Source organism: Sinorhizobium sp. GQ132 (genome assembly GCF_059758575.1).
Map to the genome: position 1 here is coordinate 259,049 of NZ_JCAXDX010000002.1, position 22,811 is coordinate 281,859.

The 22,811-nt window shown below is 62.8% G+C and carries 21 protein-coding genes; 13 read left to right on the forward strand and 8 right to left on the reverse strand.

Annotated elements, in window-relative coordinates; genetic code table 11:
• The first annotated feature begins 142 nt into the window (after positions 1–142).
• On the forward strand, positions 143–769 hold the full coding sequence (locus AC6CIG_RS05355; protein WP_100671791.1) for a hypothetical protein: 627 nt from the start codon (positions 143–145) through the stop codon (positions 767–769).
• A gap of 118 nt (positions 770–887) precedes the next feature.
• Here AC6CIG_RS05355 and AC6CIG_RS05360 read toward each other — a convergent pair whose 3' ends face one another.
• The 3 genes from AC6CIG_RS05360 to AC6CIG_RS05370 form a co-directional block, all read right to left on the reverse strand.
• Positions 888–1,226, reverse strand: a complete 339-nt coding sequence (locus tag AC6CIG_RS05360; RefSeq protein ID WP_164867141.1) for a hypothetical protein — start codon at positions 1,224–1,226, stop codon at positions 888–890.
• Between the two features lie 660 nt (positions 1,227–1,886).
• On the reverse strand, positions 1,887–2,471 hold the full coding sequence (locus tag AC6CIG_RS05365) for a methyltransferase domain-containing protein (RefSeq protein WP_127712799.1): 585 nt from the start codon (positions 2,469–2,471) through the stop codon (positions 1,887–1,889).
• A gap of 95 nt (positions 2,472–2,566) precedes the next feature.
• Positions 2,567–3,196 (reverse strand): hypothetical protein, encoded by a 630-nt coding sequence (locus AC6CIG_RS05370; RefSeq protein ID WP_127712800.1) that lies wholly within the window; start codon positions 3,194–3,196, stop codon positions 2,567–2,569.
• A 121-nt stretch (positions 3,197–3,317) separates the two neighbouring features.
• Here AC6CIG_RS05370 and AC6CIG_RS05375 point away from each other — a divergent pair, with 121 nt between their 5' ends.
• Positions 3,318–3,554, forward strand: coding sequence for a hypothetical protein (locus AC6CIG_RS05375; RefSeq protein WP_018095575.1), 237 nt, complete (start codon positions 3,318–3,320; stop codon positions 3,552–3,554).
• Positions 3,555–3,600: 46 nt separating this feature from the next.
• Here AC6CIG_RS05375 and aac(3)-IV read toward each other — a convergent pair whose 3' ends face one another.
• Positions 3,601–4,410 (reverse strand): AAC(3)-IV family aminoglycoside N-acetyltransferase, encoded by an 810-nt coding sequence (aac(3)-IV, locus tag AC6CIG_RS05380; protein ID WP_127712801.1) that lies wholly within the window; start codon positions 4,408–4,410, stop codon positions 3,601–3,603.
• A 540-nt stretch (positions 4,411–4,950) separates the two neighbouring features.
• Between aac(3)-IV and AC6CIG_RS05385 the strand changes: the two genes are divergently transcribed.
• From AC6CIG_RS05385 to AC6CIG_RS05400, 4 genes are all read left to right on the forward strand, one after another.
• Positions 4,951–6,777 (forward strand): AfsR/SARP family transcriptional regulator, encoded by a 1,827-nt coding sequence (locus AC6CIG_RS05385; RefSeq protein ID WP_127712802.1) that lies wholly within the window; start codon positions 4,951–4,953, stop codon positions 6,775–6,777.
• A 17-nt stretch (positions 6,778–6,794) separates the two neighbouring features.
• Entirely contained in the window at positions 6,795–7,010 is a 216-nt protein-coding gene (locus AC6CIG_RS05390; RefSeq protein WP_127712803.1) for a hypothetical protein, read from the forward strand.
• The gene (locus tag AC6CIG_RS05395) at positions 7,007–8,221 is read left to right on the forward strand and encodes a YcaO-like family protein (protein ID WP_164867134.1); all 1,215 of its coding nucleotides are present in this window, start codon (positions 7,007–7,009) and stop codon (positions 8,219–8,221) included. The genes AC6CIG_RS05390 and AC6CIG_RS05395 overlap by 4 nt, the downstream gene beginning before the upstream one ends.
• 124 nt (positions 8,222–8,345) lie before the next feature.
• A complete protein-coding gene (locus AC6CIG_RS05400) occupies positions 8,346–8,579 on the forward strand; it encodes a hypothetical protein (RefSeq protein ID WP_018095571.1) in 234 nt (77 codons plus the stop codon).
• A gap of 123 nt (positions 8,580–8,702) precedes the next feature.
• Here the strand turns inward: AC6CIG_RS05400 and AC6CIG_RS05405 are convergent, their stop codons facing one another.
• Positions 8,703–9,497 carry a DUF1194 domain-containing protein gene (locus AC6CIG_RS05405; protein WP_437411698.1) on the reverse strand — a complete coding sequence of 265 codons (795 nt, stop codon included), beginning with the start codon at positions 9,495–9,497 and terminating at the stop codon, positions 8,703–8,705.
• Positions 9,498–9,731: 234 nt separating this feature from the next.
• On the opposite strand from AC6CIG_RS05405, the gene AC6CIG_RS05410 reads away from it, so the two are divergent.
• Positions 9,732–11,045: a glucoamylase family protein gene (locus tag AC6CIG_RS05410; protein ID WP_127711338.1), complete on the forward strand. Its 1,314-nt coding sequence runs from the start codon at positions 9,732–9,734 to the stop codon at positions 11,043–11,045.
• A 49-nt stretch (positions 11,046–11,094) separates the two neighbouring features.
• Positions 11,095–11,574 (forward strand): anthrone oxygenase family protein, encoded by a 480-nt coding sequence (locus AC6CIG_RS05415; protein ID WP_127711336.1) that lies wholly within the window; start codon positions 11,095–11,097, stop codon positions 11,572–11,574.
• A gap of 63 nt (positions 11,575–11,637) precedes the next feature.
• On the opposite strand, the gene AC6CIG_RS05420 is transcribed toward AC6CIG_RS05415, so the two are convergent.
• Complete coding sequence (locus AC6CIG_RS05420; protein ID WP_018095567.1) at positions 11,638–12,429, reverse strand: crotonase/enoyl-CoA hydratase family protein; 792 nt, start codon at positions 12,427–12,429, stop codon at positions 11,638–11,640.
• Positions 12,430–12,513: 84 nt separating this feature from the next.
• Between AC6CIG_RS05420 and AC6CIG_RS05425 the strand changes: the two genes are divergently transcribed.
• Positions 12,514–13,110, forward strand: a complete 597-nt coding sequence (locus AC6CIG_RS05425; protein WP_127711334.1) for a TetR/AcrR family transcriptional regulator — start codon at positions 12,514–12,516, stop codon at positions 13,108–13,110.
• Complete coding sequence (locus tag AC6CIG_RS05430; protein ID WP_018095565.1) at positions 13,107–13,469, forward strand: VOC family protein; 363 nt, start codon at positions 13,107–13,109, stop codon at positions 13,467–13,469. Before AC6CIG_RS05425 ends, AC6CIG_RS05430 begins: the two co-directional genes overlap by 4 nt.
• Positions 13,470–13,581: 112 nt before the next feature.
• Here AC6CIG_RS05430 and AC6CIG_RS05435 read toward each other — a convergent pair whose 3' ends face one another.
• Positions 13,582–14,865 (reverse strand): cystathionine gamma-synthase family protein, encoded by a 1,284-nt coding sequence (locus tag AC6CIG_RS05435; protein WP_018095564.1) that lies wholly within the window; start codon positions 14,863–14,865, stop codon positions 13,582–13,584.
• Between the two features lie 231 nt (positions 14,866–15,096).
• On the opposite strand from AC6CIG_RS05435, the gene AC6CIG_RS05440 reads away from it, so the two are divergent.
• A complete protein-coding gene (locus tag AC6CIG_RS05440) occupies positions 15,097–16,776 on the forward strand; it encodes an alpha/beta hydrolase (RefSeq protein WP_127711332.1) in 1,680 nt (559 codons plus the stop codon).
• 65 nt (positions 16,777–16,841) lie between these two features.
• On the opposite strand, the gene AC6CIG_RS05445 is transcribed toward AC6CIG_RS05440, so the two are convergent.
• Positions 16,842–17,693 carry a LysR family transcriptional regulator gene (locus AC6CIG_RS05445; protein ID WP_127711330.1) on the reverse strand — a complete coding sequence of 284 codons (852 nt, stop codon included), beginning with the start codon at positions 17,691–17,693 and terminating at the stop codon, positions 16,842–16,844.
• Positions 17,694–17,815: 122 nt separating this feature from the next.
• Between AC6CIG_RS05445 and AC6CIG_RS05450 the strand changes: the two genes are divergently transcribed.
• On the forward strand, positions 17,816–20,263 hold the full coding sequence (locus AC6CIG_RS05450; RefSeq protein WP_127711328.1) for a GcvT family protein: 2,448 nt from the start codon (positions 17,816–17,818) through the stop codon (positions 20,261–20,263).
• A complete protein-coding gene (locus AC6CIG_RS05455; protein ID WP_127711326.1) occupies positions 20,260–22,707 on the forward strand; it encodes a GcvT family protein in 2,448 nt (815 codons plus the stop codon). Before AC6CIG_RS05450 ends, AC6CIG_RS05455 begins: the two co-directional genes overlap by 4 nt.
• Positions 22,708–22,811 lie beyond the last annotated feature (104 nt).

Sequence of the window (22,811 nt, forward strand, 5' to 3'; positions counted from 1 at the left end):
CTGTTGGCGCGATGCAGCTCTGGACAGCGCTTGCATGAACGTGGCTCACGCATCGGTTGCCGGTTTTCCAATCACAGGATTTCGATTTTACGCCAGCCGTTTTCAGCAATAGGCTTCACTGACGAAATGCTGGAGAATCGCCATGAACCGCGCGCTTGCATTCACAGTGGCCGTCCTGGCCTGCTCTCCACTGTCGGCACACGCCCAGGACACCTCCATGAGCTTCTTCGTCACCAGCGCAAATCCGGGCAGGGGTGGCGACCTCGGAGGACTGGCCGGAGCCGACGCATACTGCAATTCCTTGGCGACGGCGAGTGGTTCGACGGGCAAGACCTGGAGAGCCTATCTATCCACCGACACCGAGAACGCCAGGGATCGGATCGGAAACGGTCCCTGGTACAACGCCAAGGGCGAGAAGATCGCCGACGATGTCGCCTCCCTTCACAGCGACGGCAACAACGTGACGAAGCAGACGGCTCTCAACGAGAAAGGCGAAGTCATTCCCGGCCGTGGCGACAGCCCCAACCGCCACGACATCCTGACTGGCTCGAAACCAGATGGAACTGCCGCACCGGAAACCTGCGGCAATTGGACAATGGGCGGCGCGGAGGGCGCGGCGATCGTCGGTCACAGCGACCGAACGGGCCTGGACGATTCCGATGCGGCGAAATCCTGGAATTCGTCGCATTCGACGAGGGGCGGCTGCTCGAACGAGGCATTCAAGGGAACCGGCGGAGACGGCCTCTTCTACTGCTTCGCAAGCAATTGACGGTGGCAGGGCCGCTCGCGGCATACACCCGGTGCCGAAAAGCAAGCCGGCGCCACCAATCAAGAATGGCGCGTTTCCGTTTGGGCACAATCTCGCTTGAATAGCTGACCGAAGGCGTTCAGGTCAGAAAGGGCATGATATCTACGCCGTCTCCTGGAAAGACTGTGATGTGCGGGTGGTCCTGGAACAGCCGCGCCGCGGCCTCGATGTTTTCCGCTTCGACGACAAGGTAGCCGCAAAAAGGGTTCACGGCATCGGCGATACCGTCCCTGGTTACGCGTGTCGTCTTGCCCACCATGCCACCACGATCGAGGATGGATGCCGCGTTTCTGTCCTCCCATGCTGCCCACTGTTCCAGTCCGACCGCGTCGATCGCGTCCTGCTCTGCCTTGGGCAGACTGCGAAAGGCGGCGAGGTCTTCGGGCTTCATGGTGTACACGGCTAGAAAACGGGGCATTGGCGCTCTCTTCGTGGTGGTAGATGGCTGCCAACCTACACTCTGTGCAGCCGAAGTCACCCGCATTGCCGCCACTTGTTTGATTTCCTCATTCCTGTGCTTGTCACAGGAATCCAGCCAGACCAAGTCCTTGGGCTGGAAAGGCTCTTCCGCGCCGCAGACGCGGCGCTGCTGGATCTCTGTGACGAGCACAGGGATGAGGGAGGAGAGGGTGCGGTCCCTCGACGCGTGCATAAATTGTGAAGATAGCGAGGCGGCGCGGAAGGTCGCGGGTCACGCCCGCATACAGCGTCCCGCTTCACTTCGATGCGAAAATGCGGACGTAACCTTTCATTGCGTGACAGTTAGACCATTCCCTCGCATGCTCGCCATCTGTAGTAGCCTCACATCCCCGGCCCTCATTCCTGTGCTTGTCACAGGAATCCAGTCAGCCCAAGTCCTTGGGCTGAAAGAACGCTTCCCGCGCCGCAGACGCGGCGCTGCTGGATCCCTGTGACAAGCACAGGAATGAGGAACGAGGAGAGGTTGCAGTCCTCCGCTGTAGCCTTTTAAGCGGCTGCATGTTTTTGTCCATTGATCGGTTACGATCAAAGGAAACATGCAGTGGCGCACGAAGCAGCCGTCATAAACTCAAATGGATCTCAACAGGCCTTAGCGGATTTACTTCATGGCAGTAATCGCCATCCATTCCGTTGCCTTCCGGTCGTAAGCGCCGCCCAACCACGCTTCCGTTTCAATCGCCCGCCAAGGTGCCGCTGCACGCCAGATCCGTATCAACTCGTCTTGCGATAGATAGTTATAATGACGACCAAGTGCGTCCGGACCTTCCTCGGCTCCTGTTTTGAAGCTCGCCCAAACGACCCCGTTTTCGATCATCGCCCGGTAAACTTTCTCGATCACACCGCGAAGGTCGGATCGACGTACATGGGTCAGGGAAGCGCAAGCATATACGCCGTCATAAATCCCGATGGCATCCAACTCATTGAAGAGCATTGTCTTGACCGGCCGTCCGATGCGGCGCGACGCAATGGCGGCGAGTTCGGAGGAGCCGTCAGTGGCGTCCAGATCAAAGCCTCTTTTGATGATGGCGGCTGCATCGACTCCGCCACCGGTCCCCAGTTCCAGGACTTTACCGTTTGGCCTGCAACGGTCGAGGAAGGTGAACAACCTCGGATTGGGGGCGCCCCCGTTGGCAGCATATTCCTCGGCATTCGTGTCGTAGAAGCCTAGTGTTACGTCGGTCATTAGAAAATCGCTCGCCCCAATTCGTGTCGGTCATCATCGACGGCAATTATAAAGAAGGGGTGACCGCGTCCGGGCGCAATCCGGTCGGTTACTGATTACCGAAGAAGTCCATCGCGCCCGAACTCCTCCCATCCGGCCAGGTTGGAGGCGACGTCTCCGTGTTCGGCTTCGGAGTTCGATCCGCCCTTGGTGGTGTTTCTCAACGATCGCGTCAACTTCGCCTTGTACGCAGCCCGTCTGCGGTTTTCGGCGGCAGCCGCCGCGTCTTCCTCGCGCCAATCGTCCACGACGCCTCGGTCGAGAATGTCTCCGACAATCCTCGGGTCGAAGACATGAAACGTTATCTTTCTGGCGCGCCCGCGCAACTTGACCGTTCGCGTTCCAGCACTCGGCAAGCGTCCGTCGGCCAGCCAGCGATGTCTTTCGCTCGTCTTGATCGTGAGAATGTCCTCGATCTCGCGCGGAATCACCGGAAGGGTCTCGATGTTTCCCAACGCCTCGGCGACGACAGCCGATGCGGCGTGGAACGCAGCCTTCTCGCTTGCGGACATCATAAGCGTGAGCTCGGGACCATCGAGATTGAGCGATTTCTTCGTGGCAGACGGAAGCCGCGCGCGAATTTCCAGAAGGATGCCCTTCATGCGGACGGATGAACCCAATGTCGCCGCTGGCGGCAGCACCCACGTCTTGAGCAGCTCTATGCGACTGTTGTCGTGTTTCGGCATCAGGCCTAGATGGGTCGCCTTCTTTAGATCGTCAATGACGTCATGCTGTCGGAGACAGAGCGTCCTCTAGGGTCAAGGCAAAAAGTATGGTAAGCGCCAGCCAGACAACAACAGGAGTGTAATGGTGAGCGAACCGACCGTCGCAGATGCGATAAACCGCATTTATGAATCGCTCCAGGCGGACAATGCCGACATCGACGCGCATATCGCGACTCTCAAGGCAGCGTTGACGCGGGAGGGGTTGAAAGAGGCCGTCTTTGATCCGGGCAGACTCGCACAGAACAACCGTTCTGGCAGGAAGCTGATGCAGGCCTACTTTCGGCAGCGCGGCGTAACGGTCAAATACTCGGATTCGTAAAGCCGTGCCATGTCATCAGACGGGCCGTAGGAGACGGCCGAGCTGATCACCCGGCGAGGCTGCCGCCACGAGCGCAGCCGGCCGACTGGCGCGCCGCATCGCATTCGTCGCACCCTGCCTCTACCGGATGCAGGAAGACGAGTGGATCGCGGGCCAGTTGATCCGTGGCGATCCTCGCGATGTCTCGCGAGCGGATCAGGCGAGCATGGGCATGGCCGACCGGGCCCTCCCGCTGCAAGCCCTTTCGCCGCAGCCAGGTGTCGGCCAGGTTGAAGTTCTGGCAGCAGTGATCGTTCTCGCGATAGTCGATGCGGATCGGCCTGCCGTTATCGAGGACCGTACAGTGTTTCGGCACTCCATAGGGGACCTTCGCCATTAGCTCGGCGAGATGCAGCGTGGTGTCCGAATCGTGCCCGACGCCGATGAGGAGCACTTGCCCGTCTAGTTCGTGGATACGCCCTATCGGACTTGCGGGAGCGTGCGGGGGCAGGGGCAGAGTGTCTGAAGTGATGCGTGCGGCAAGCGGGCCGGCTGCCGCAAACGCGAACGGATGGTCGCTGCGCGTCACATTCTCCAGACGCCAGAACGTGTCGGCGAGTACTCCCAGATCGGACGTTGCAGGTGTCGTCGCGGGGTCGAACGGCTCGTCGTCAAGACCCGACCATGATGGCATGACGAGTGTGCCCTCCGGGCCGATGGCCGTGCGCAGAGCGGCAATCACGCCAAGCGGCCCGCCTTCGACAGGCCGGACGCTGCGAAAGGAACTGTGAACGAGCAGAATGCCTCCAGACTTTACCCCGAGCGCAATGAGTTGATCAACGACTTCCGAAGTCCGCCATTCATATTGTTGCGTCATGGATTGCCTATTGGTAACCGCTGGCATTGCGACAGCAAAAAGCGCGCTTGTTTGGGCCAAGCGCGCTCCGGCGAACGATCTGCAGCGGGGTTTACGGCACCCTCGATCGATCCCGTTGAACATAGCATGAAAACAGCCGGCGAACAACGATGCGGAAGCTCCGCGGACGCCGTCTTGGGCTGCGTCCTTAACAGATATAAGCGGCAATGAGTTGCCATGTTCCGGCTTTTCGAGCATGTTCGCATCTGGGCTGCATGCGTTTCCGCATCGGGCTGGGAAGTGAACAAAGGGACGGGCAGGTATGGCTCCGGGCGTCGCAGCCGCACATCCGGAGGCATGAACCGTGCCGATCGGTGGCTGCGCCTGCAGAGATTGCCGGCCTGTTCGGCGTCCGTCCTTCTTTCTCCAGCGATGAACCGTGGGGCGCAGCGTGCGCTTTGGTGTTCGTGCCGAAGGGGCAGGAGAGGGTGGTGAACGAGATGTCGACGGTCTCGCCGGTCGCCGGCGGCGCTTCCACTATTCGAGCCATTTGAGGTTTTCGTGGCGGGGCCGCATTATCGTCTGCAGACATTCGGGGAGTTGCGGCTGGTCGATTCCGGCGGCGTGGTTGTGGCGTGTCCCGAGCGGGGGTCGCTGATACTCGCCTATCTCTGCGTGTCCGGGGAGAAAACGGCTTCCCGTGAAAAGCTTGCAATGCTGATCTGGCCCGAGCGGGAAAAGAGCGTCGCTTTCAAGAACCTGCGGTCGACATTGTGGCGCATGCGCCACCTTGCTGCGGAGTCGGGGCCGCTCATTACGGCGACGGAAACCGAGGTTACGCTGGGGGAGATTACCTGCGACGTCGACGGTTTCGAGGCTCTGGAACGTTCGGAAGAGGCGTTCCGCACCGGGCTTGCGCTCTGGCGCGACGGGTTTCTGGCAAGCGCGGATGTGCCGCCGGGCCGCTATGCGGATTGGGTCGGAGAACAGCGGCGACTATTCACGCAGGTGATGCGTGCGGCGCTTCTCGGCGGCGAAGAGCGGTTTGCCGACAGGTCTCTGCGGCGCAGCGCGTGCATGCACCTCCTCGAGCTCGATCCGATGGATACGGCCGTGCGTGCGATCCTGGAGCGGATGACCGGCGGGGGGCTGGTCATCGGGGGCGGCAAGCTGGAAAGGGCCCGGCTGCCGCAGGCTGCGTTTGGCAGGGAGTTCGCAAGGGAGGCGAGTGCTCCGCCGGTTGCGCCGGCACCCCGTGTCGCTCTGCTTCCGCCGGCGGCCTTCGGCAGCGATCCGATGCTTCACGCGGTCAGCGTGGCCGTGGTCGAGGACATCACGATCGGGCTATGTGCGCAACGATCGATGTCGGTCGTTGCTCCTTACACGGCGGAGCGGATACGGGATGCCGCGGACAAGGCTGCGTTCCTGGAAAAGCATGGCGTCACCTATGCGCTCGACTGCCGCATGTCGGACCAGGGACTTTTCACGCAGCTCATATTTCTGCCCTCCGACGCGATCGTCTGGGCGGAGCGGTTTGCGATATCTCCGGTCGGCCTGCTCCAGCAACGCCAGGAAATCGCCTTTCATGTCGCCCGGGCGGTGACGGAGCAGGTCGAGACCGGCCGTGCCGCGCGTATCGACTATCTGGCCCATCCGGAGGCCTATTACGCCTACCTCGCCGGCCTGCGAAACCTCTCTAGCGTGGGGCTTCCCGAAATCCGCAGGGCACGCCGCGATTTCAGGGCCGCGCTCAAGCACAAGCCGGATTTCGCTCCGGCGCTGAGCGGGATGGCGCGCACCTATGCAATCGAGTGGATCCTGACGGCCCGCGGCGATCGGGAACTTCTGTCGGTGGCGGAGCATCACGCCAAGGGGGCGATCGAAAGCAATGAGGACCTGCCCGGAGCACACCGCGAGTTCGGTGTCGTCAAACTCTATCAGGGTGATCTCGACGAGAGCCTTGCGGCGCTGGATCTCGCCGAAAATCTGAGTCCGCATTATGCAGACGTGCTTTACAGCCACGCCGACACACTCGTTCATGTCTCCCGTCCGCGCGACGCGCTGGACAAGCTGGCCAAGGCGCTTTCGCTCAATCCGCTGGCGCCCGACACGTACTTCTGGAGCGCTGCCGGTGCCAGCTATTTCCTCGAAAACTATGAGGACGCGATCGGCTACGTTCAGAGAATGAAGGACAAGTCGCCCGGCGACAGGCTGCTTGCGGCAAGCTGGGCGATGCTCGGCGACCAGAAGAAAGCACGGGCGTACCGGATGCGGGCGTTGAAGAGCAATCCGACATTCGACGTCGACAAGTGGCTTGCCGTCGTTCCGATGAAGGAACAATGGCAGAAGGACCTCTATCGTGAGGGGCTGAAAAAGGCGGGGTTTTGAGGATGAGGGATAGCGATATGGCGAAGGTTGTTGTGATAGGCATTGCCGGCGAGCCGGGTCTGTGGCTGGCGGACCTGGGGAGCGGAACCGTGAGGCCGCTCGATCAGGTGACGGGCGACCTGGCCGTGGCGGACAAGCTCCGCGCACAAGGGGGGACGATCGTCAAGAATGTCGACCTCGCAGTGGCTGTGTCCTCCGCCGACAAGGTGTTTTCGGGCCATTTCGACGGGTGACCGGTCCCGGCATCGGGGGTGGGGCCGACTTGCGCAATGAATATTCCGATCGTGTGCTGAGTCCGGAAGAGACCTTCGACCGTGTAAGGCCTCTGCTTTCCGGTTTCGGCATAACCCGCATCGCCAGGCACACGGGACTGGACAGGACCGGAATCCCGGTCTGGTGCGCCTATACGCCGAATGCGCGATCCATCGTGGTTGCACAGGGCAAAGGGCTGACGGATGCGGAGGCGAAGGTTTCCGCCGTCATGGAGGCGCTGGAGCGCGCTGTTGCCGGCGAACCCGCCGTCGAAACCATAGTGGCCACGATGCGCTCCCTGCAGGCGTCCGGGCGGACCGTGAACCCGCTTCCGGGGCTGATTGCGGCCGGGCAGGAGGAAATCGGTCCGGACGAAGAACTGCTCTGGGCTCCCGGCTCCGACCTGATCTCCGGCCGCGAGGTGCTCGTACCGCTCGACGCGGCGCAGTTGGACCGTACCCGGCCTTCGCGTTTCTGGATGTCGTCGGATGGGCTCGCATCGGGAAATTCCATTCAGGAAGCGACATTGCACGGGCTGCTGGAGCGCATCGAGCGCGACGCCCATGTCCTGTGGGGCGTGTCAGGGCCGCAGAGCCGTTACCGAAAGTGCGTTGCTCCCGAGGGGTTCGGCGATGCAGCGCTGAATAGTCTCGTCGAGCGCATCAGAGCCGCCGGTCTCGATCTCCGGCTTTTCGACATTACCAGCGACATCGGTATTCCCTGCTTTCTGGCACTGCTCGGCCCCTCCGACATCGCCATCAGGGACGATGGTCGTTTCGTCGATGTGACAAGCGGCTGCGGGGCGCATGTCTTTGCCGTTCGCGCGGCGATCAGAGCGGTGACCGAAGCGGCGCAGTCGCGGCTCACCTTCATGAGCGGCGCGCGGGACGACGTCTTTCCCGAAACCTTCAGCCGGCCTTTGCCGGACTCGACCCGCCGGGCCTTCCTCGCGGCGCCGTGCCTGCATGCGCCTGCGACGCCGCATGCAGGCGGCAATCCGGACGGGCTGCTGCGGCACGCCATCGATCATCTAAAGGATGCAGGCGTGCAATCTGTAATTGTGGTGCGCCTGTCGGATGAAGCTCTGCCGTTCGCGGTCGTCAAGATCTTCGTTCCCGATCTTGAAAACCCTGACGGTGAAAGAGCGCGCCGTTTCGGTCCGCGCGCGCTTTCCAAAGCGCTCGCATCATAAAGGAGCAGACCCGCAAAGCATTTGGCGAGGTCCGCTCCGGTACTCTACCGGTGCGAGTGCAACGCTCGTGCAACGCGCGGAAAATCCGAACTCGTCTATAGTCGCCGTCAGGGAAGCGCACGGAATGGGGGTTCAAATGAATAATCATCCTTCGTCCTTGACGGATACTGAAACGGAACTTGCGAGCATCGCCAGAATGCTGAGCCACATTCGCGATAGCGCCCGCGCATTGGACGCTCAGGCCGTCGAATATTGCGTCGAGATGGCGCTGCAGGCCGTTGCCAACGAATTGCGGGATCGCAGCGAGCTCGTCATCGCGGCGGCGGGCTTCGACGCCAGAATTCACTCGTTGCAATAGCAGCGGGCGCGGGTCGCGTCGCAAAGAGCCAAGGCGGCTTCGCCGTTCACCGAAACGGCGATGCGATCGATGGTCGGGCGGGGAAAAGCGCGCTGCGGGAAGACCCGCGGCGCGCTCTCACGTCTAGCGATCCAGCTCCGGGTAGACCCTGTCGAGAAAACCGGGCCGCAGCTTTTCGCCTATCATGCAGTCTGCCGCGGCTTCGCCGGCTGCCAGGCGGAGCGCCGGCGCGGGAGTGAGGCCGCTTACTTCCAGGATAAGCTTCTGGCGGATTGCGATCGCGAAATCCTCGGGCTCATGGACGGGCAGGACGAAGGAGCCGGGGCCGCCGATGACGCATTCGGCGTAATACTGGTCGAGCGGCCCGGTCGAGACCGACGGGCGGATGAGGATGGCAAGCCCGTTAATGATGATTCCGCGCGATACGGCATCGTTGCGGGCAGGCGTGACCGGCGGCCCGGTATTGTTCGGTCCGTCACCGGAGATGTCGAGGACCCGTCGCGCACCTGAAAAGGCGTTCGAATCGATGAGGCTCGTGCCGAAAAGGATCGCGTTGGAGATCGAGGTGCCACGCCGCGTCCCGATCGGCCGCGCCTCAAGCTTGACGGCGAAGGCTTCGGCGTCGGCAGCATTTTCGATCACCTGCCAGTTTACGACGGATGTCTCGTTTACGAGCCCTGCCCATTCGAAATAGCCGATGGCGATCCGCCCGAGGAGCCCGCCCTGGACCGCATTGATGAAATCCGGGTGTCGCAGCGCCTGCAGATAGCCGGAGCGCTGCACGCGCGCCTCCTCCATGTCCATCGAACCGGACATGTCGACAGCCAGCAACAGCTCCACGTCCACGTCGGCGGCCACGGCTGCCGACTGTATCGGGCTCCCGCTCAGAGCCAGGATCAATGCTATCGTGCCTAACATCGCATCAGCCAATCATCGTGGATCACGCGTCGGGCGTTCTGCCCCTCTATCCCGGGCACCGCGATTTGCCGTAAAACCGGCCTCGGCCTCCGGGCCGATGTAATCCGACGAATGTACCACAGGATTGGAAATCCGCGACTGCTGGCGCGACGCGGGCCTACAATATTCGGTGATCGCGGCAAGGGCTGCGCCACCCGCCGCAATGTCACCAACGTCATCGAAGAATAGGCCACCATGTTTCACTCGAGCTGGAACTCGGATATCGCATGCGTCGACCGGCTGCAGCGCGCGGCGTTCGGCTACTTTCTTCGATATTCCGATCCGGCAACCGGTCTGGTGGCCGACACCTCGCGCGAGGGTTCTCCGTCTAGCATCGCCGCCACCGGCTTCGGACTGGCAGCCTATTCGGTCGCGGTCGAGCGCGGCTGGATCGGGCGGGCGGAGGCCGCCCGGCGTGTGTTGGCCACCCTCGCATTCTTCGCGGCGAGCCGGCAGGAGAGCGACGTACGGGCAAGCGGCTATCGCGGCTTTTATTATCATTTCCTCGATATACGGTCGGGAGAGCGTGCCTGGCGAAGCGAACTCTCCACGATCGACACCGCGTTGCTGCTTGCCGGTGCCCTGGCCGCAGCGGCCTATTTTTCCGGCTCGGGCGCGCAGGAGCGGGAGATCAGGAGCCTCGCCGCGTTTCTCTATGAAAGGGCCGATTGGAACTGGGCGCTCAATGGCGGCGATACCGTCACAATGGGCTGGCGGCCGCCGGGGCGCTTCCTGAAGCACCGCTGGCGGGGCTACAGCGAGGCGCTGCTCCTTTATGTCCTGGCACTGGGATCGCCGACACGACCGATCATGCCGCAGAACTACGACGCCTACACCGCGGCGCATGAATGGCTCACGCTCGGCGGGATGGCGCATCTCCACGCCGGCGCGCTCTTCGTCCACCTGTTTCCCCAGGCCTGGATCGATTTTCGCGGCCTTCGCGACCGGGGGATGCGTGAAAGGGACAGCGACTATTTCGAAAACTCCCGCCGGGCCATCAGGCTGCAGCGCGCCCATGCCGAAGAAAATCCCCATGGCTTCGCGGGTTACTGCAGCGATCTATGGGGCTTCAGCGCCTGCCACGCGCCGAAAGGCTGGCTGCGGCTTCGCGACGGGCGGCGGCAGAGATTGCTCGGCTACGAGGCACGCGGCGCACCATTCGGCGCCGATGACGGTACGCTTGTTTCATGGGCGTCACTCGCCGGCCTGCCGTTCGAGCCGGACGCGTGTCTCGCCAGCCTTTCTCACCTGATGTCGCATTACCCCGCGCTCGTTAAGGAGGGTTGCCTTCCCGGCGGCTTCAATCCCAGCCTGCCCGGGGACGGCCCCGAGGGTTGGGTGGACGACAGAATCGTCGGGCTTGACCAGGGGCTCGTGGTCATGATGATCGAGAACTGGAGAAGCGGCCTGATTTGGGAACTGACGCGCAGCATTCCGGCATTCAGCCATGGGTTGAGAAGGGCCGGCTTTGCGGGCGGCTGGCTTTCGTCGACGCTGCCTCGAGTCTGAAACGAGGGAAGCGGCCCGAAGCGGCTTCGTTCCCGTCTGGAGTGCCGCGATGGTTGCCCTTGTTCCTGCGCTGGCTTTTGCCGCCGCTATCGGATCCGGTCTGATGGCCGGGCTCTTCTTCGTCTTCTCGGTCTGCATCATGCAGGCGCTGTCGCGGCTCCCGCCTGATCAGGGGGTCGCCGCGATGAACGCCATCAACGTGGTCATTCAGAACCCGCTGTTTCTCTCCGCCTTCATGGGCACGGCGCTGCTTGGCCTGATCCTCCTCGTCATGGCCTTCATCTCGGGCGGGCAGGGGAGTTATCTGCTGGCAGCCGGCGGGCTCGTCTACCTTGTGGGCACGCTCGCGGTGACGGTCGCGATCAATGTTCCGCTGAACGACGCGCTTGCGGCCGCCCCTGCCGGCCAGGCAGCCGCCGAGCTCTGGCAGCAGCGTTACCTGACCGACTGGGTCCGCTGGAACCACGTGCGCACCTTCGCTTCGACAGGCGCGCTCGCCCTTTTCGTGCTCGGCTTCGCGCGGATTTAGAACACTCCTGGAAAAGTGACGAACGGTTCTCCGTGCGGAACCGTGTCGTTTTGAAGAACCGGATCAGCGCCCGGCATAGCGTGGCTCTCGCCGCTCTCTCCAGGCGGCAAGCCCTTCCTTGAGATCATGGCTCGGAACCATTCGTGCGAATTGCTCGCTTTCGCAAAGCAGACCTTCTCCGATGGCCATGTTGAGACCGCGCGTCACGGCCGTGATGATGGCGGCGGTGGCAAGAGGGGAATGGCGGATGATCCGATCGGCAAGCGCTCTGGCCGAGGCGATCAGTTGATCATGCGGCACGACGGCATTGACGAGCCCCATGTCCATCGCGCGTTGGGGCGAGAATGCATCCCCGGTCAGGAGCAGTTCGAGCGCACGCTTTCGTCCTGCCAGGCGAGGCAGTCTCTGCGTGCCCCCGAATGTCGGCGGCATGGCAAGCTTGATTTCCGGTTTGGCAAAGCGAGCCCGCTCGCTCGCTATCGCGAGATGCACCGCTTCGGTCATCTCGCAGCCGCCACCATAGGCGAGACCGTTGACTGCAGCGATCACAGGCTTCGAAAAGGCTTCCAGGCGGTGCGTCAGCTGTTGCCCCCGCCGGACAAAATCGCGGCCGGCGGCGTTCACGCCCTTGGCCACGCTGCCGGCGAATTCGTGAATGTCGCCGCCTGCGGAAAAGGCGCGATCGCCGGCGCCGGTGAGGATGACTGCCTGCACCGTCTCGTCGGTCTCGACACGGTCGAGAAGGGCTAAAAGCCGATCGATCAGTTCGTAGTTGAGGGCATTCAGCTTTTCGGGCCGGTTGAGGGTAAGCAGGGCGATGCCGGCCGAAATTTCGATAAGAACCGTATCGGACATGAATTGTCTCCCATCACGTATTGACGAGTGGAGGCTAAGTCGGCGACAAAGGAATGTATATTCACTAGTCGGTATACATAGCCCATGACGACGGCACCGAACACACGCGAACGCATCGTTTCCGCCGCTTCCACGCTGTTCTATGCCGAAGGGATCCGCGCCGTCGGCGTGGACGCCGTCGCCGAGGCGGCCGGCGTGACGAAGCGAACGCTCTATTATCACTTCAAAAGCAAGGACGACCTGATTGCGGCCTATCTCGAGGGGCGCGATCAGCCGAACCTCAAGCTCTTCCGGAAATGGTTCAGCGAAACCGAAGGCGACGTGGCATCGAAAGTTGAGGGCATCTTCCTCAATCTTGCCCGCGTCGCCCGACATCCGAAATGGAAGGGCTGCGGCTTCCTGCGCACCTCCGCCGAACTCGCCGGCATGCCGGGGCACCCGGCGATCCGTATCGGCGCCGCGCACAAGAAAAAATTCGAGGACTGGCTTCGGCAGGTGTTCGAGGAAGAAGGGATCGTGGACGCGGAAGCGCTCGCGCGGCAGGTCCTGTTGCTCCTCGACGGGAGCTTCGCCGTCGTTCTGCTCCACCGTGATCCGAGCTATATGGAGACGGCGGGGACGGCCGCGGCCTCGCTCGTCAAGTTGGCGCTATCGGAGCGGACAATCGGGAGGGTCGAATGACAGTACGACGCATCGTTCCTAATCTTCAGGTGTCCGATCCGCTTCAGGCGCAGCGGTTCTATGCGGACCTGCTCGGCCTGGAGGTGGTGATGGATCACGGCTGGATCGTCACATTTGCGGCGGTTGGCCGCTCCGCAATGCCGCAGGTGAGCTTCGCCACCGAAGGCGGGTCCGGAACGCCGGTCCCGGCGCTCTCGATCGAGGTGGATGACGTGGACGAAACCTATCACCGCGCCACGGCCGCCGGTGCGGAGATCGTCTACGATATCACCGACGAAAGCTGGGGCGTGCGCCGGTTCTTTCTGCGCGATCCGTTCGGCACTATCGTCAACGTCCTTTCGCATCGGGCAAGGGCTTGACCCCGGTCGTCCCCTAAAAACGAATGGATCGGCACCGCAATGAACAGGACGGCGATGGTCGCGCTGAGCACGCTGTCGCAGACCTCCAAACCGGACGACCTCCAGCAGCAGCCTAGATCATCGTCAGCGCGTTTGCGACGTCGGCGACGAGATCGTCCGGGTGCTCGATGCCGATCGACAGGCGGATCGTGGATTCGAGCACGCCGATCCGGGCGCGGACCTCGATCGGCACGCCGGAATGCGTCATTGCCGCCGGGTGGCTCGCGAGCGATTCCGTACCGCCGAGACTGACGGCGAGCTTGAAGATCTGCAGTGCGTTGAGGAAGCGGAATGCCGCCTCCTGGCCGCCGGCGATGTCGAAGGAGAAGGTCGATCCCGCGCCGGTGCATTGCGTGGCGAATACACGGCCGACCGGCGTGTCCGCGTCGTGGAACGGCAGATAATGGATCCGCTCGACCTTGGGATGGTCACGCAGGAATTCGGCGACGATGCGGGCGTTGTCGTTTGCCTTTTCCATACGCACCGACAGGGTTTCGAGCGAGCGGCCGATCATCCAGCAGGAATGCGGATCGAGCTGTGTGCCGATCGAGCCGCGCAGGGCCTTCACCTGCCTGATCAGCGCCTTGGAGCCGAGAACGGCGCCGGCGATCAGGTCGGAATGGCCGCCGACATATTTGGTCAGGGAATAAAGGGAAAGATCCGCCCCGTGTTCGATTGGGTGTTGAAAGACAGGGCCGAGCAGGGTGTTGTCGCAGGCGACGATCGGCCGATGCGCCTGTCTTTCTTCGACTCTTTCGGCAATGCGCCGGATCAACGCGACGTCGACAAGGCTGTTGGTGGGATTGGCCGGCGTCTCTATCAGGATCGCGGAGACCCGCCCCTTGCTCATCGCTTCTTCAGCCGCGGCATTGACGGCCGCCTCGTCCGTACCATCGCCAAAGCCGACCGCGGAGACACCCAGATTGAGAAAGGTCTTGGCGAGCAGCGTTTCGGTGCCGCCGTAAAGCGGCTGCGAATGCAGGATGGAGTCTCCCGGCCGCACGAAAGCGAGAAGCGTCGTGGCGATCGCCGACATGCCGGAGGAAAAGAGCGCGCCGGCTTCCGCTCGTTCGAAAATGGCGAGCCGGTCTTCGACGATCTCGCTGTTCGGGTGATTGAAGCGGGAATAGACGAGCCCGGCACCCACGCCAGCGGGCGGTTCGCGCCGACCGGAGACGAAGTCGAAGAAGTCACGGCCCTCCTCGGCGGAGTGGAAGACGAAAGTCGAGGTGAGAAAGATCGGCGGCTTGACGGCACCCTCCGAGAGCTCGGGGTCGTAACCATAATTCAGCATCAGCGTTTCGGGATGCAGTTTGTGGTTGCCGATATGGGTCTTGGAGGGGTGCGGCGCGGTCATGGGTTTTTCTCCTTGGCGCAGGCAGACTCTACTACCGGCTTAAATATACCAAACGTCTGCGTCCGATCCTTGCTATTTGCGATCACTTCGTTTTGATGCCCGCGTCTCTTGCCGGCGCAAAATCCTCGACAGTGCCTCTGCACGTTTTTGTCCTTTGCAGCAGGCCAGCGGGAATTGACTACACGCCGGCGGAAAGCGACATTGCCGCCAGCGCGCGAAGTGGAGTCCGCCATGGAACACGTTCAGCAGACGGACCTGCCGAGACCGGTGCACCGTCACATCTCCACCTTCCTGCGTTCGTTTTCCACAAGCGGCCTCCTCGTCGGCATTCTGTTCTTTGCGGTTTCGTTGACGCCGAGTCTGATACCCAGGCCCTATCTGATTCAGGCCGTGATCTCCGGATTTTCCCTTGCAGCCGGATACGCGATCGGCGTGTTTCTGCGCTGGCTCTGGTCCTTCTTCGAACTCCCCGAGCCGACGGTGCGGCGCGCGCGAACATTGAAAATCGCCGCTGCGATCGTTTCGATAGCGGCCGCGGCCGTATTCCTGTGGCAGGCGGCGCATTGGCAAAACACAGTGCGGCACATCATGGGTCTCGAGCCCATCGAGAGCGCCGAGCCGCTCCAGCTCGGCCTGATAGCCGTGCTCATGTTCATCGTCCTGGTCCTCCTGGCGCGGCTGTTCCGGCTGACCTTTCGCGTTCTTTCCCGATGGCTGCAACATTTCCTCACGCGGCCGATCGCCAATGCTCTCGGCGGGCTGGTGGCGCTCGCCCTGTTCTGGTCCGCTGCGAACGGCGTGATCTTCAAGTTCGCGCTTCGTGCCGCAGACAGTTCTTTCCAGCAACTCGATGCACTTATGGATCCCGAGATCGCACCGCCTGCCGATCCCGCCAGGACGGGGAGCGGCGCGTCGCTCGTGCACTGGGACGAGCTCGGGCGGCAGGGACGGCAGTTCATCGCGTCCGGCCCGACCGGCGCCGACATCGGGGCGTTCTTCGGGGCTGCAGCTCCCGATCCCGTGCGTGTCTATGTCGGGCTGAATTCCGCCGAGACCGCGCGGGAGCGGGCGAAGCTGGCCCTGGAGGAGCTGAAGCGTGCCGGAGGCTTCGAGCGCAAGTCGCTGATCGTCGTCGTGCCGACCGGCACCGGCTGGATCGACCCCGCCGCGCTCGATACGCTCGAATATCTGCTTCACGGCGACGTCGCGAGCGTGGCCGTGCAATATTCCTATCTCACCAGCTGGCTCTCCCTGCTGGTCGAGCCGGGCTATGGTGCCGAAGCGGCCGACGCCCTCTTCGACGCGGTCTATGGCTACTGGACGACGCTGCCCCGGGATCGTCGGCCCAAGCTCTATCTGCACGGGCTCAGCCTTGGCGCGATGAATTCGCAAGGATCGGTCGATCTCTTCGATGTCATCAGCGACCCCTTTCAGGGCGCGCTCTGGAGCGGGCCGCCGTTTCCGAGCGCGCTCTGGCGTTCGGTGACGGCCGACCGCGTCGCCGGCTCGACCGCCTGGCTGCCGCGCTATCGCGACAGCTCCGCCATCCGCTTCACCAGTCAGGAGAATGCGCTGGACATTCCCGGTGCGCGCTGGGGCGCGATGCGGATCGTCTATCTGCAATATGCCAGCGATCCGGTGACCTTTTTCGATCCCCATTCCTTCTACCGGGAGCCGGACTGGATGAAGCCCCCGCGGGGGCCGGACGTTTCACCGGCGCTGAGCTGGTTTCCCGTGGTCACCGGACTGCAGCTGCTTGCCGACATGGCGTTGGCGACGACCTCGCCGATGGGCTACGGCCATGTCTATGCACCGGAACACTACATCGACGCCTGGATGGCGGTTACCGATCCGCAAGGTGTTACGGCCGAGGATATCGCGCGATTGAAGGCGCAATTCAGCAAGCGGTGAGCTGCCTTCATCGCTCCCCATCCGACCGCAGAGAGAGGCCGGGGCGCCACAAGCTTCGGATACGTCTAGGTCACGAACCCCGACAGCAGCCCCTCCATTGCGCCGATGATCTTGCGGTGCTGATGGGCATGGCGGGTGCGGAGACTCGTTGCCGCGTAGACGGTCTGCGGGATGACCGGCGCGTCGGCCACGACTGCAACGCGGTCGGCGAGCCGATCGGCAGTCGCCTGCGTCACGTAAGCGGCGCCGCCGAGCGTGCGCAACAGGTCCGTGACGGCCATGTTCTGGCCGGCCGCGAGCGAAGCTCCCGAAAGATGCGGAAGAGCCAGGCGGTGCGCCCGGTCGAAGGCCGGCGAGTAACTGGAACGGATATAGGTTTCAGGCTTCACCCCGGCCATCTCGGGAGCATCGGTGCTGACCAGCACGTAATGCAGTTCGCCGATCCGTTCATAGTGAAGGTCGGGCAGGAAATGCGGTGTGTAGAGGATCGCGAGATCCAGCTCTCCGGCGGCAAGATCGCGGTTCATCTGGTTCGAATAATCCGCCTCCATATAGATCTCGGTGGTCGGCAGGTCGCGGCGGATCGCAGCGACCCAGCGGCCGGCAATGATCTCGGCCAGGTCGTGCTGGATTCCGAGCCGCATCGAACGTTCCAGAGCGCCTGCACTCGCGACTGCACGGGTGGCCTCATGCCACTGGTTTTGCAAGGCTTTCGCATAATCGAGAAAGCGCAGTCCCGCGGCCGTCGGAAGGGTTCCGCCCTTGTTGCGGGTGAAGAGCTTGCGGTTGAACTGCGTCTCCAGCGCCTTCACCCGATGAGAAACCGTGGATTGCGTGATGTTGAGGCGCTCGGCGGTGCGGTTGAAGCTGCGCGTTTCCATCAGGTCAAGAAAGGTCTCGATCAGGTCAACCTGCATTTGTGTCGCTCCTTGCTCCTCCCCGCCAATCTAATCGAATTCTTCGATCAATAAAGCTGAATCGCCGCGCTTGATGGCATCAGGCTTCCCCGTCAAAGATCGCCGTAACAGAGGGAGCCAGCATGTCGAATTTGCCGTCTCACGCACGTGTCGTGATCATTGGTGGGGGAGCCGTCGGCGCCTCCTCGCTCTACCATCTTGCCAAGGCCGGTTGGACCGACTGCGTGCTTGTTGAAAAGAACGAGCTCACGGCCGGCTCCACCTGGCATGCGGCCGGCAACGTGCCGACCTTCTCCTCATCCTGGTCGATCATGAACATGCAGCGCTATTCGGCTTCGCTCTATCGCGACCTGGGAGCGCTCGTCGATTACCCGATGAATTATCATGTGACGGGATCCATCCGTCTTGGCCATTCGAAGGAGCGGCTGCAGGAGTTCAAGCGCGTCGTCGGCATGGGCCGCTACCAGGGCATGGACCTCGATATATTGACTCCCGAGGAAATGCGCAGCCGCTATCCCTTCCTCGAAACGCATGATCTGACCGGTGCGCTATACGATCCCTATGACGGCGACATCGATCCGGCGCAGCTGACCCAGGCGCTCGCCAAGGGCGCGCGTGACATGGGCGCGAAGATCATCCGCTTCTGTCCCGTGACCGGTGCCCGGCGCGAAAGGGATGAATGGGTGGTCGAGACGGCGCAGGGCGAAATCCGCTGCGAATACGTCGTCAATGCCGCCGGATATTATGCCCGCGAGGTCGGGAAGATGTTCGGCCGCGACGTGCCGATGATGGTGATGAGCCATCAGTACGTCCTTTTCGACGAGATCCCGGAACTTGCCGCCTGGTCGAAGGAAGCCGGGCACAAGCTGCCGCTCCTTCGCGACGTCGACTCCTCCTATTATCTCCGCCAGGAGAAATATGGCATGAATCTCGGGCCGTACGAGAAGAACTGCCGCGCTCACTGGGTGAGGCCCGATGACCCGATGCCGGAGGATTTTTCCTTCCAGCTCTTCCCGGACGACCTTGAAAGACTGGAATGGTATCTGAACGATGCGGTCGAGCGCGTGCCGATCCTGGGGACCGCAGGTCTTTCGCGCGTCATCAACGGACCGATTCCCTATGCGCCGGACGGCAATCCGCTGATCGGGCCGATGCCCGGCGTGCCGAACGCCTTCGAGGCCTGCGTCTTCACCTTCGGCATCTGCCAGGCGGGCGGGGCCGGCAAGGTGCTCGCCGAATGGGTGACCGAAGGCCGGACCGAATGGGACATGTGGTCCTGCGACCCGCGCCGCTACACGGACTATACCGACCAGGACTATTGCATCGCCAAGGGGATGGAGATCTACGGCCACGAATATGCGATGCATTTCCCGAAGCACTACTGGCCGGCCGGGCGCGGCAGGAAGCTCTCGCCGATCCATGATCGCGTTGCGGCGCTCGGCGCGCAGTTCAAGCCCTATAACGGCTGGGAACGCGCCATGTGGTACGCGAAACCCGGCGACGACACATCAGAGGCTGCGACGCAGACCTGGGGAAGGGAAGGCCCCTGGGCGAAGCGGATCGAGGAGGAGTGCCTGGCCGTGCGCGATGCTGCCGGCATTCTCGACCTGCCGGGCTTTTCGCGCTTCCGGCTGAAGGGGGAGGGCGCGCGCGACTGGCTCTCCGGCCTCATCACCGGCCGCGTACCGAAGCCCGGCCGCATCGGGCTGGCCTATTTCGCCGACGACAAGGGCCGCATCCTCACCGAAATGTGCGTCATGGCGATCGAGGAGGATTTCTTCTTCCTGATCACCGCGGCGACGGCGCAGTGGCATGATTTCGAGTGGCTGCAGAAGCATCGCCCGGCGGACGCCGCCTTCACGCTGCATGACGTGACGGTGAAATTCGCCTGCCAGATCCTGACGGGGCCGAAATCGCGCGCGATCCTGGCCGAGGTCTCGGACGCCGACCTTGCGAAGGGGTGGCTGACGCATCAAACGGCGCAGATCGCCGGCCGCTATTGCCAGCTCGTGCGGGTCTCCTTCGCCGGCGAACTCGGCTGGGAGATCCACACGAAAGTGGAAGATACCGCCGCGGTCTTCGATGCCGTTTGGGGAGCCGGGCAGAAGCACGGCCTCAAGCCGTTCGGCATGGAGGCGCTCGACAGTCTGCGCATCGAGAAGGGCTACCGCGCCTGGAAGGGCGATCTTTCCACCGATTACACGGTTTTGCAGGGCGGGCTCGAACGCTTCGTCGACTGGTCGAAGCCGGATTTCAAGGGCAAGGCCGCGCTGGAGCGTGAGAAGCAGCAGGGTGTCACGAAGCGCTTCGTGACACTGACGGTAGAGCCCGGCGATTGCGACGCACCCTATATGTCGACGCTCTGGTCGGGCGGCGAGGTGGTCGGCGAGACCACGTCCGGAAACTGGGGCTACCGCACCGGCAAGTCGATCGCACTCGGCATGCTGCGCGCCGATCTGGCCGTTCCCGGCCAGGAGGTCGAGGTAGAGATTTTCGGCGACCGCTTCAAGGCCGTCGTCCAGCCGGACCAGCCGCTCTGGGATCCCTCGAATGAAAGACTGAAGGCATGACGAAGCCCATTCCCGCAAAAGCGCGTGTGGTCATCATCGGCGGCGGCGTTTCCGGCTGCTCGGTCGCCTATCATCTGGCGAAGCAAGGCTGGACCGATGTGGTTCTGCTCGAGCGCAAGCAGCTGACCTGCGGCACGACCTGGCATGCGGCCGGTTTGATCGGCCAGCTGCGCGCTTCGCAGAACATGACACGGCTCGCGAAATACTCGGCCGATCTTTACGTGAAGCTCGAGGCGGAAACCGGCATCGCTACCGGCATGCGCCAGAACGGCTCGATCACCGTGGCGCTGACGGAAGAGCGCAAGGAAGAGATCTACCGGCAGGCCTCGCTGGCGCGCGCCTTCAACGTCGACGTACGCGAGATCACGCCCGACGAGGTCAAAGAGCTTTACCCGCACCTCAACGTTGCCGACGTGAAGGCGGCGGTCCACCTGCCGCTCGACGGCCAGTGCGATCCGGCCAACATCGCCATGGCGCTTGCCAAGGGTGCGCGGCAGAACGGTGCGACAATCGTCGAGGGCGTGAAAGTCACCTCGGTGCTGAAGAAGGACGGCCGAATAACCGGCGTCACCTGCGAGCAGAACGGCGAGAGCTTCACGATCGAGACGGAGAATGTCGTCAACTGCGCCGGCATGTGGGGCAGGGAGCTTGCCCGGCAATCCGGCGTCACCGTGCCGCTGCACGCCTGCGAGCACTTCTATATCGTCACCGAGGCGATACCTGACCTCAGCCGCCTGCCGGTGCTGCGCGTGCCGGACGAGTGCACCTACTACAAGGAAGATGCCGGCAAGATGCTGATCGGCGCCTTCGAGCTCAAGGCGAAGCCCTGGGGCATGGAAGGCATCCGCGAGGATTTCTGTTTCGACCAGCTGCCGGAGGACTTCGACCATTTCGCCCCGATCCTCGAAATGGCCGTCAACCGCATGCCGATGCTTGAAACGGCCGGCATCCACACCTTCTTCAACGGCCCGGAAAGCTTCACGCCAGACGACCGCTACTATCTCGGCGAGGCGCCGGAGCTCAAGGGCTACTGGGTGGCAGCCGGTTACAATTCGATCGGGATCGTCTCCTCGGGAGGCGCCGGCATGGCGCTGGCGCAGTGGATGAACGACGGCGAGCCGCCCTTCGATCTCTGGGAGGTCGATATCCGCCGGGCGCAGCCCTTCCAGAAGAACCGTTCCTACCTCAAGGAACGTGTCAGCGAGACGCTGGGTCTGCTTTACGCCGATCATTTCCCCTATCGCCAGATGGCGACCGCCCGCGGCGTTCGCCGCTCGCCCATCCACGAACATCTGAAGGCGCGCGGTGCCGTCTTCGGCGAAGTGGCGGGATGGGAGCGGCCAAACTGGTTCGCAAGGGACGGCCAGGAGCGCGAATACCGCTATTCGTGGAGACGGCAGAACTGGTTCGAAAACCAGCGGGAGGAGCATCTCGCCGTCCGCAATGGGGTCGGCCTTTTCGACATGACCTCCTTCGGCAAGATCCGCGTTGAGGGCCGCGATGCGCTCGCCTTCCTGCAGCGGCTTTGCGCCAATGAGATGAATGTCGAGCCCGGCCGTGTCGTCTACACCCAGATGCTGAACGCCCGCGGCGGCATCGAGAGCGACCTGACCGTCACGCGGCTTTCGCAGACCGCCTTCTTCCTCGTCGTGCCCGGGGCCACGCTGCAGCGCGATCTTGCCTGGCTGCGAAAACATGTGCGCGACGAGTTCGTGGTGATCACCGACGTCACCGCTGCCGAAAGCGTGCTCTGCGTCATGGGGCCAAGGGCACGCGAGCTCATGCAGAGGGTGAGCCCGAATGATTTTTCCAACGAGGCGCACCCCTTCGCCACCGCCCGCGAGATAGAGATCGGGATGGGCCTCGCCCGCGCCCATCGCGTCACCTATGTCGGCGAACTCGGATGGGAGCTCTACGTCTCCACCGACCAGGCGGCGCATGTGTTCGAGACACTGGAACTGGCGGGTGCCGATGTCGGGCTGAAGCTCTGTGGCCTTCATACGCTCGATAGCTGCCGGATCGAGAAAGCCTTCCGGCATTTCGGCCACGATATCACCGACGAGGATCATGTGCTCGAAGCGGGGCTCGGCTTTGCGGTGAAGCCTGGAAAAGGCGAGTTCATTGGCCGCGAGGCGGTGCTCACCAAGCGCGACGAGGGTCTTTCGCGCCGGCTGGTGCAGTTCCGGCTTTCAGATCCGGAGCCGTTGCTGTTCCACAACGAAGCGATCGTGCGCGACGGAGAGATCGTCGGCACGATCACGTCGGGCAATTATGGCCACCATCTCGGGGGTGCGATCGGGCTCGGCTATGTGGCCTGCCAGGGTGAAAGCGAGGCCGATGTGCTGGCTTCCGCTTACGAGATCGAAATCGCCGGAACGCGGGTCAGGGCCGAGGCTTCGCTGAAGCCGATGTACGACCCGAAGGCGGAGCGGGTGCGGGCCTGAAAAGACTGCCCCCATGCGCCTGCCGGCACTTCTCCCCGTGTTGACGGGGAGAAGGGAGATGCCGTGCAGCCCAGTCCCCCGGGTGCGAAACCAAGGGACAGGGG

What these genes read in the sequence shown, in the direction of transcription:
- AC6CIG_RS05355 (WP_100671791.1), top strand. Translation starts at nt 143, where the DNA reads ATGAACCGCGCGCTTGCATTCACAGTGGCCGTCCTGGCCTGCTCTCCA.
- AC6CIG_RS05360 (WP_164867141.1), bottom strand. Translation starts at nt 1,226, where the DNA reads ATGCCCCGTTTTCTAGCCGTGTACACCATGAAGCCCGAAGACCTCGCC.
- AC6CIG_RS05365 (WP_127712799.1), bottom strand. Translation starts at nt 2,471, where the DNA reads ATGACCGACGTAACACTAGGCTTCTACGACACGAATGCCGAGGAATAT.
- AC6CIG_RS05370 (WP_127712800.1), bottom strand. Translation starts at nt 3,196, where the DNA reads ATGCCGAAACACGACAACAGTCGCATAGAGCTGCTCAAGACGTGGGTG.
- AC6CIG_RS05375 (WP_018095575.1), top strand. Translation starts at nt 3,318, where the DNA reads ATGGTGAGCGAACCGACCGTCGCAGATGCGATAAACCGCATTTATGAA.
- AC6CIG_RS05390 (WP_127712803.1), top strand. Translation starts at nt 6,795, where the DNA reads ATGGCGAAGGTTGTTGTGATAGGCATTGCCGGCGAGCCGGGTCTGTGG.
- AC6CIG_RS05400 (WP_018095571.1), top strand. Translation starts at nt 8,346, where the DNA reads ATGGGGGTTCAAATGAATAATCATCCTTCGTCCTTGACGGATACTGAA.
- AC6CIG_RS05405 (WP_437411698.1), bottom strand. Translation starts at nt 9,497, where the DNA reads ATGTTAGGCACGATAGCATTGATCCTGGCTCTGAGCGGGAGCCCGATA.
- AC6CIG_RS05410 (WP_127711338.1), top strand. Translation starts at nt 9,732, where the DNA reads ATGTTTCACTCGAGCTGGAACTCGGATATCGCATGCGTCGACCGGCTG.
- AC6CIG_RS05415 (WP_127711336.1), top strand. Translation starts at nt 11,095, where the DNA reads ATGGTTGCCCTTGTTCCTGCGCTGGCTTTTGCCGCCGCTATCGGATCC.
- AC6CIG_RS05420 (WP_018095567.1), bottom strand. Translation starts at nt 12,429, where the DNA reads ATGTCCGATACGGTTCTTATCGAAATTTCGGCCGGCATCGCCCTGCTT.
- AC6CIG_RS05425 (WP_127711334.1), top strand. Translation starts at nt 12,514, where the DNA reads ATGACGACGGCACCGAACACACGCGAACGCATCGTTTCCGCCGCTTCC.
- AC6CIG_RS05430 (WP_018095565.1), top strand. Translation starts at nt 13,107, where the DNA reads ATGACAGTACGACGCATCGTTCCTAATCTTCAGGTGTCCGATCCGCTT.
- AC6CIG_RS05435 (WP_018095564.1), bottom strand. Translation starts at nt 14,865, where the DNA reads ATGACCGCGCCGCACCCCTCCAAGACCCATATCGGCAACCACAAACTG.
- AC6CIG_RS05440 (WP_127711332.1), top strand. Translation starts at nt 15,097, where the DNA reads ATGGAACACGTTCAGCAGACGGACCTGCCGAGACCGGTGCACCGTCAC.
- AC6CIG_RS05445 (WP_127711330.1), bottom strand. Translation starts at nt 17,693, where the DNA reads ATGCAGGTTGACCTGATCGAGACCTTTCTTGACCTGATGGAAACGCGC.
- AC6CIG_RS05450 (WP_127711328.1), top strand. Translation starts at nt 17,816, where the DNA reads ATGTCGAATTTGCCGTCTCACGCACGTGTCGTGATCATTGGTGGGGGA.
- AC6CIG_RS05455 (WP_127711326.1), top strand. Translation starts at nt 20,260, where the DNA reads ATGACGAAGCCCATTCCCGCAAAAGCGCGTGTGGTCATCATCGGCGGC.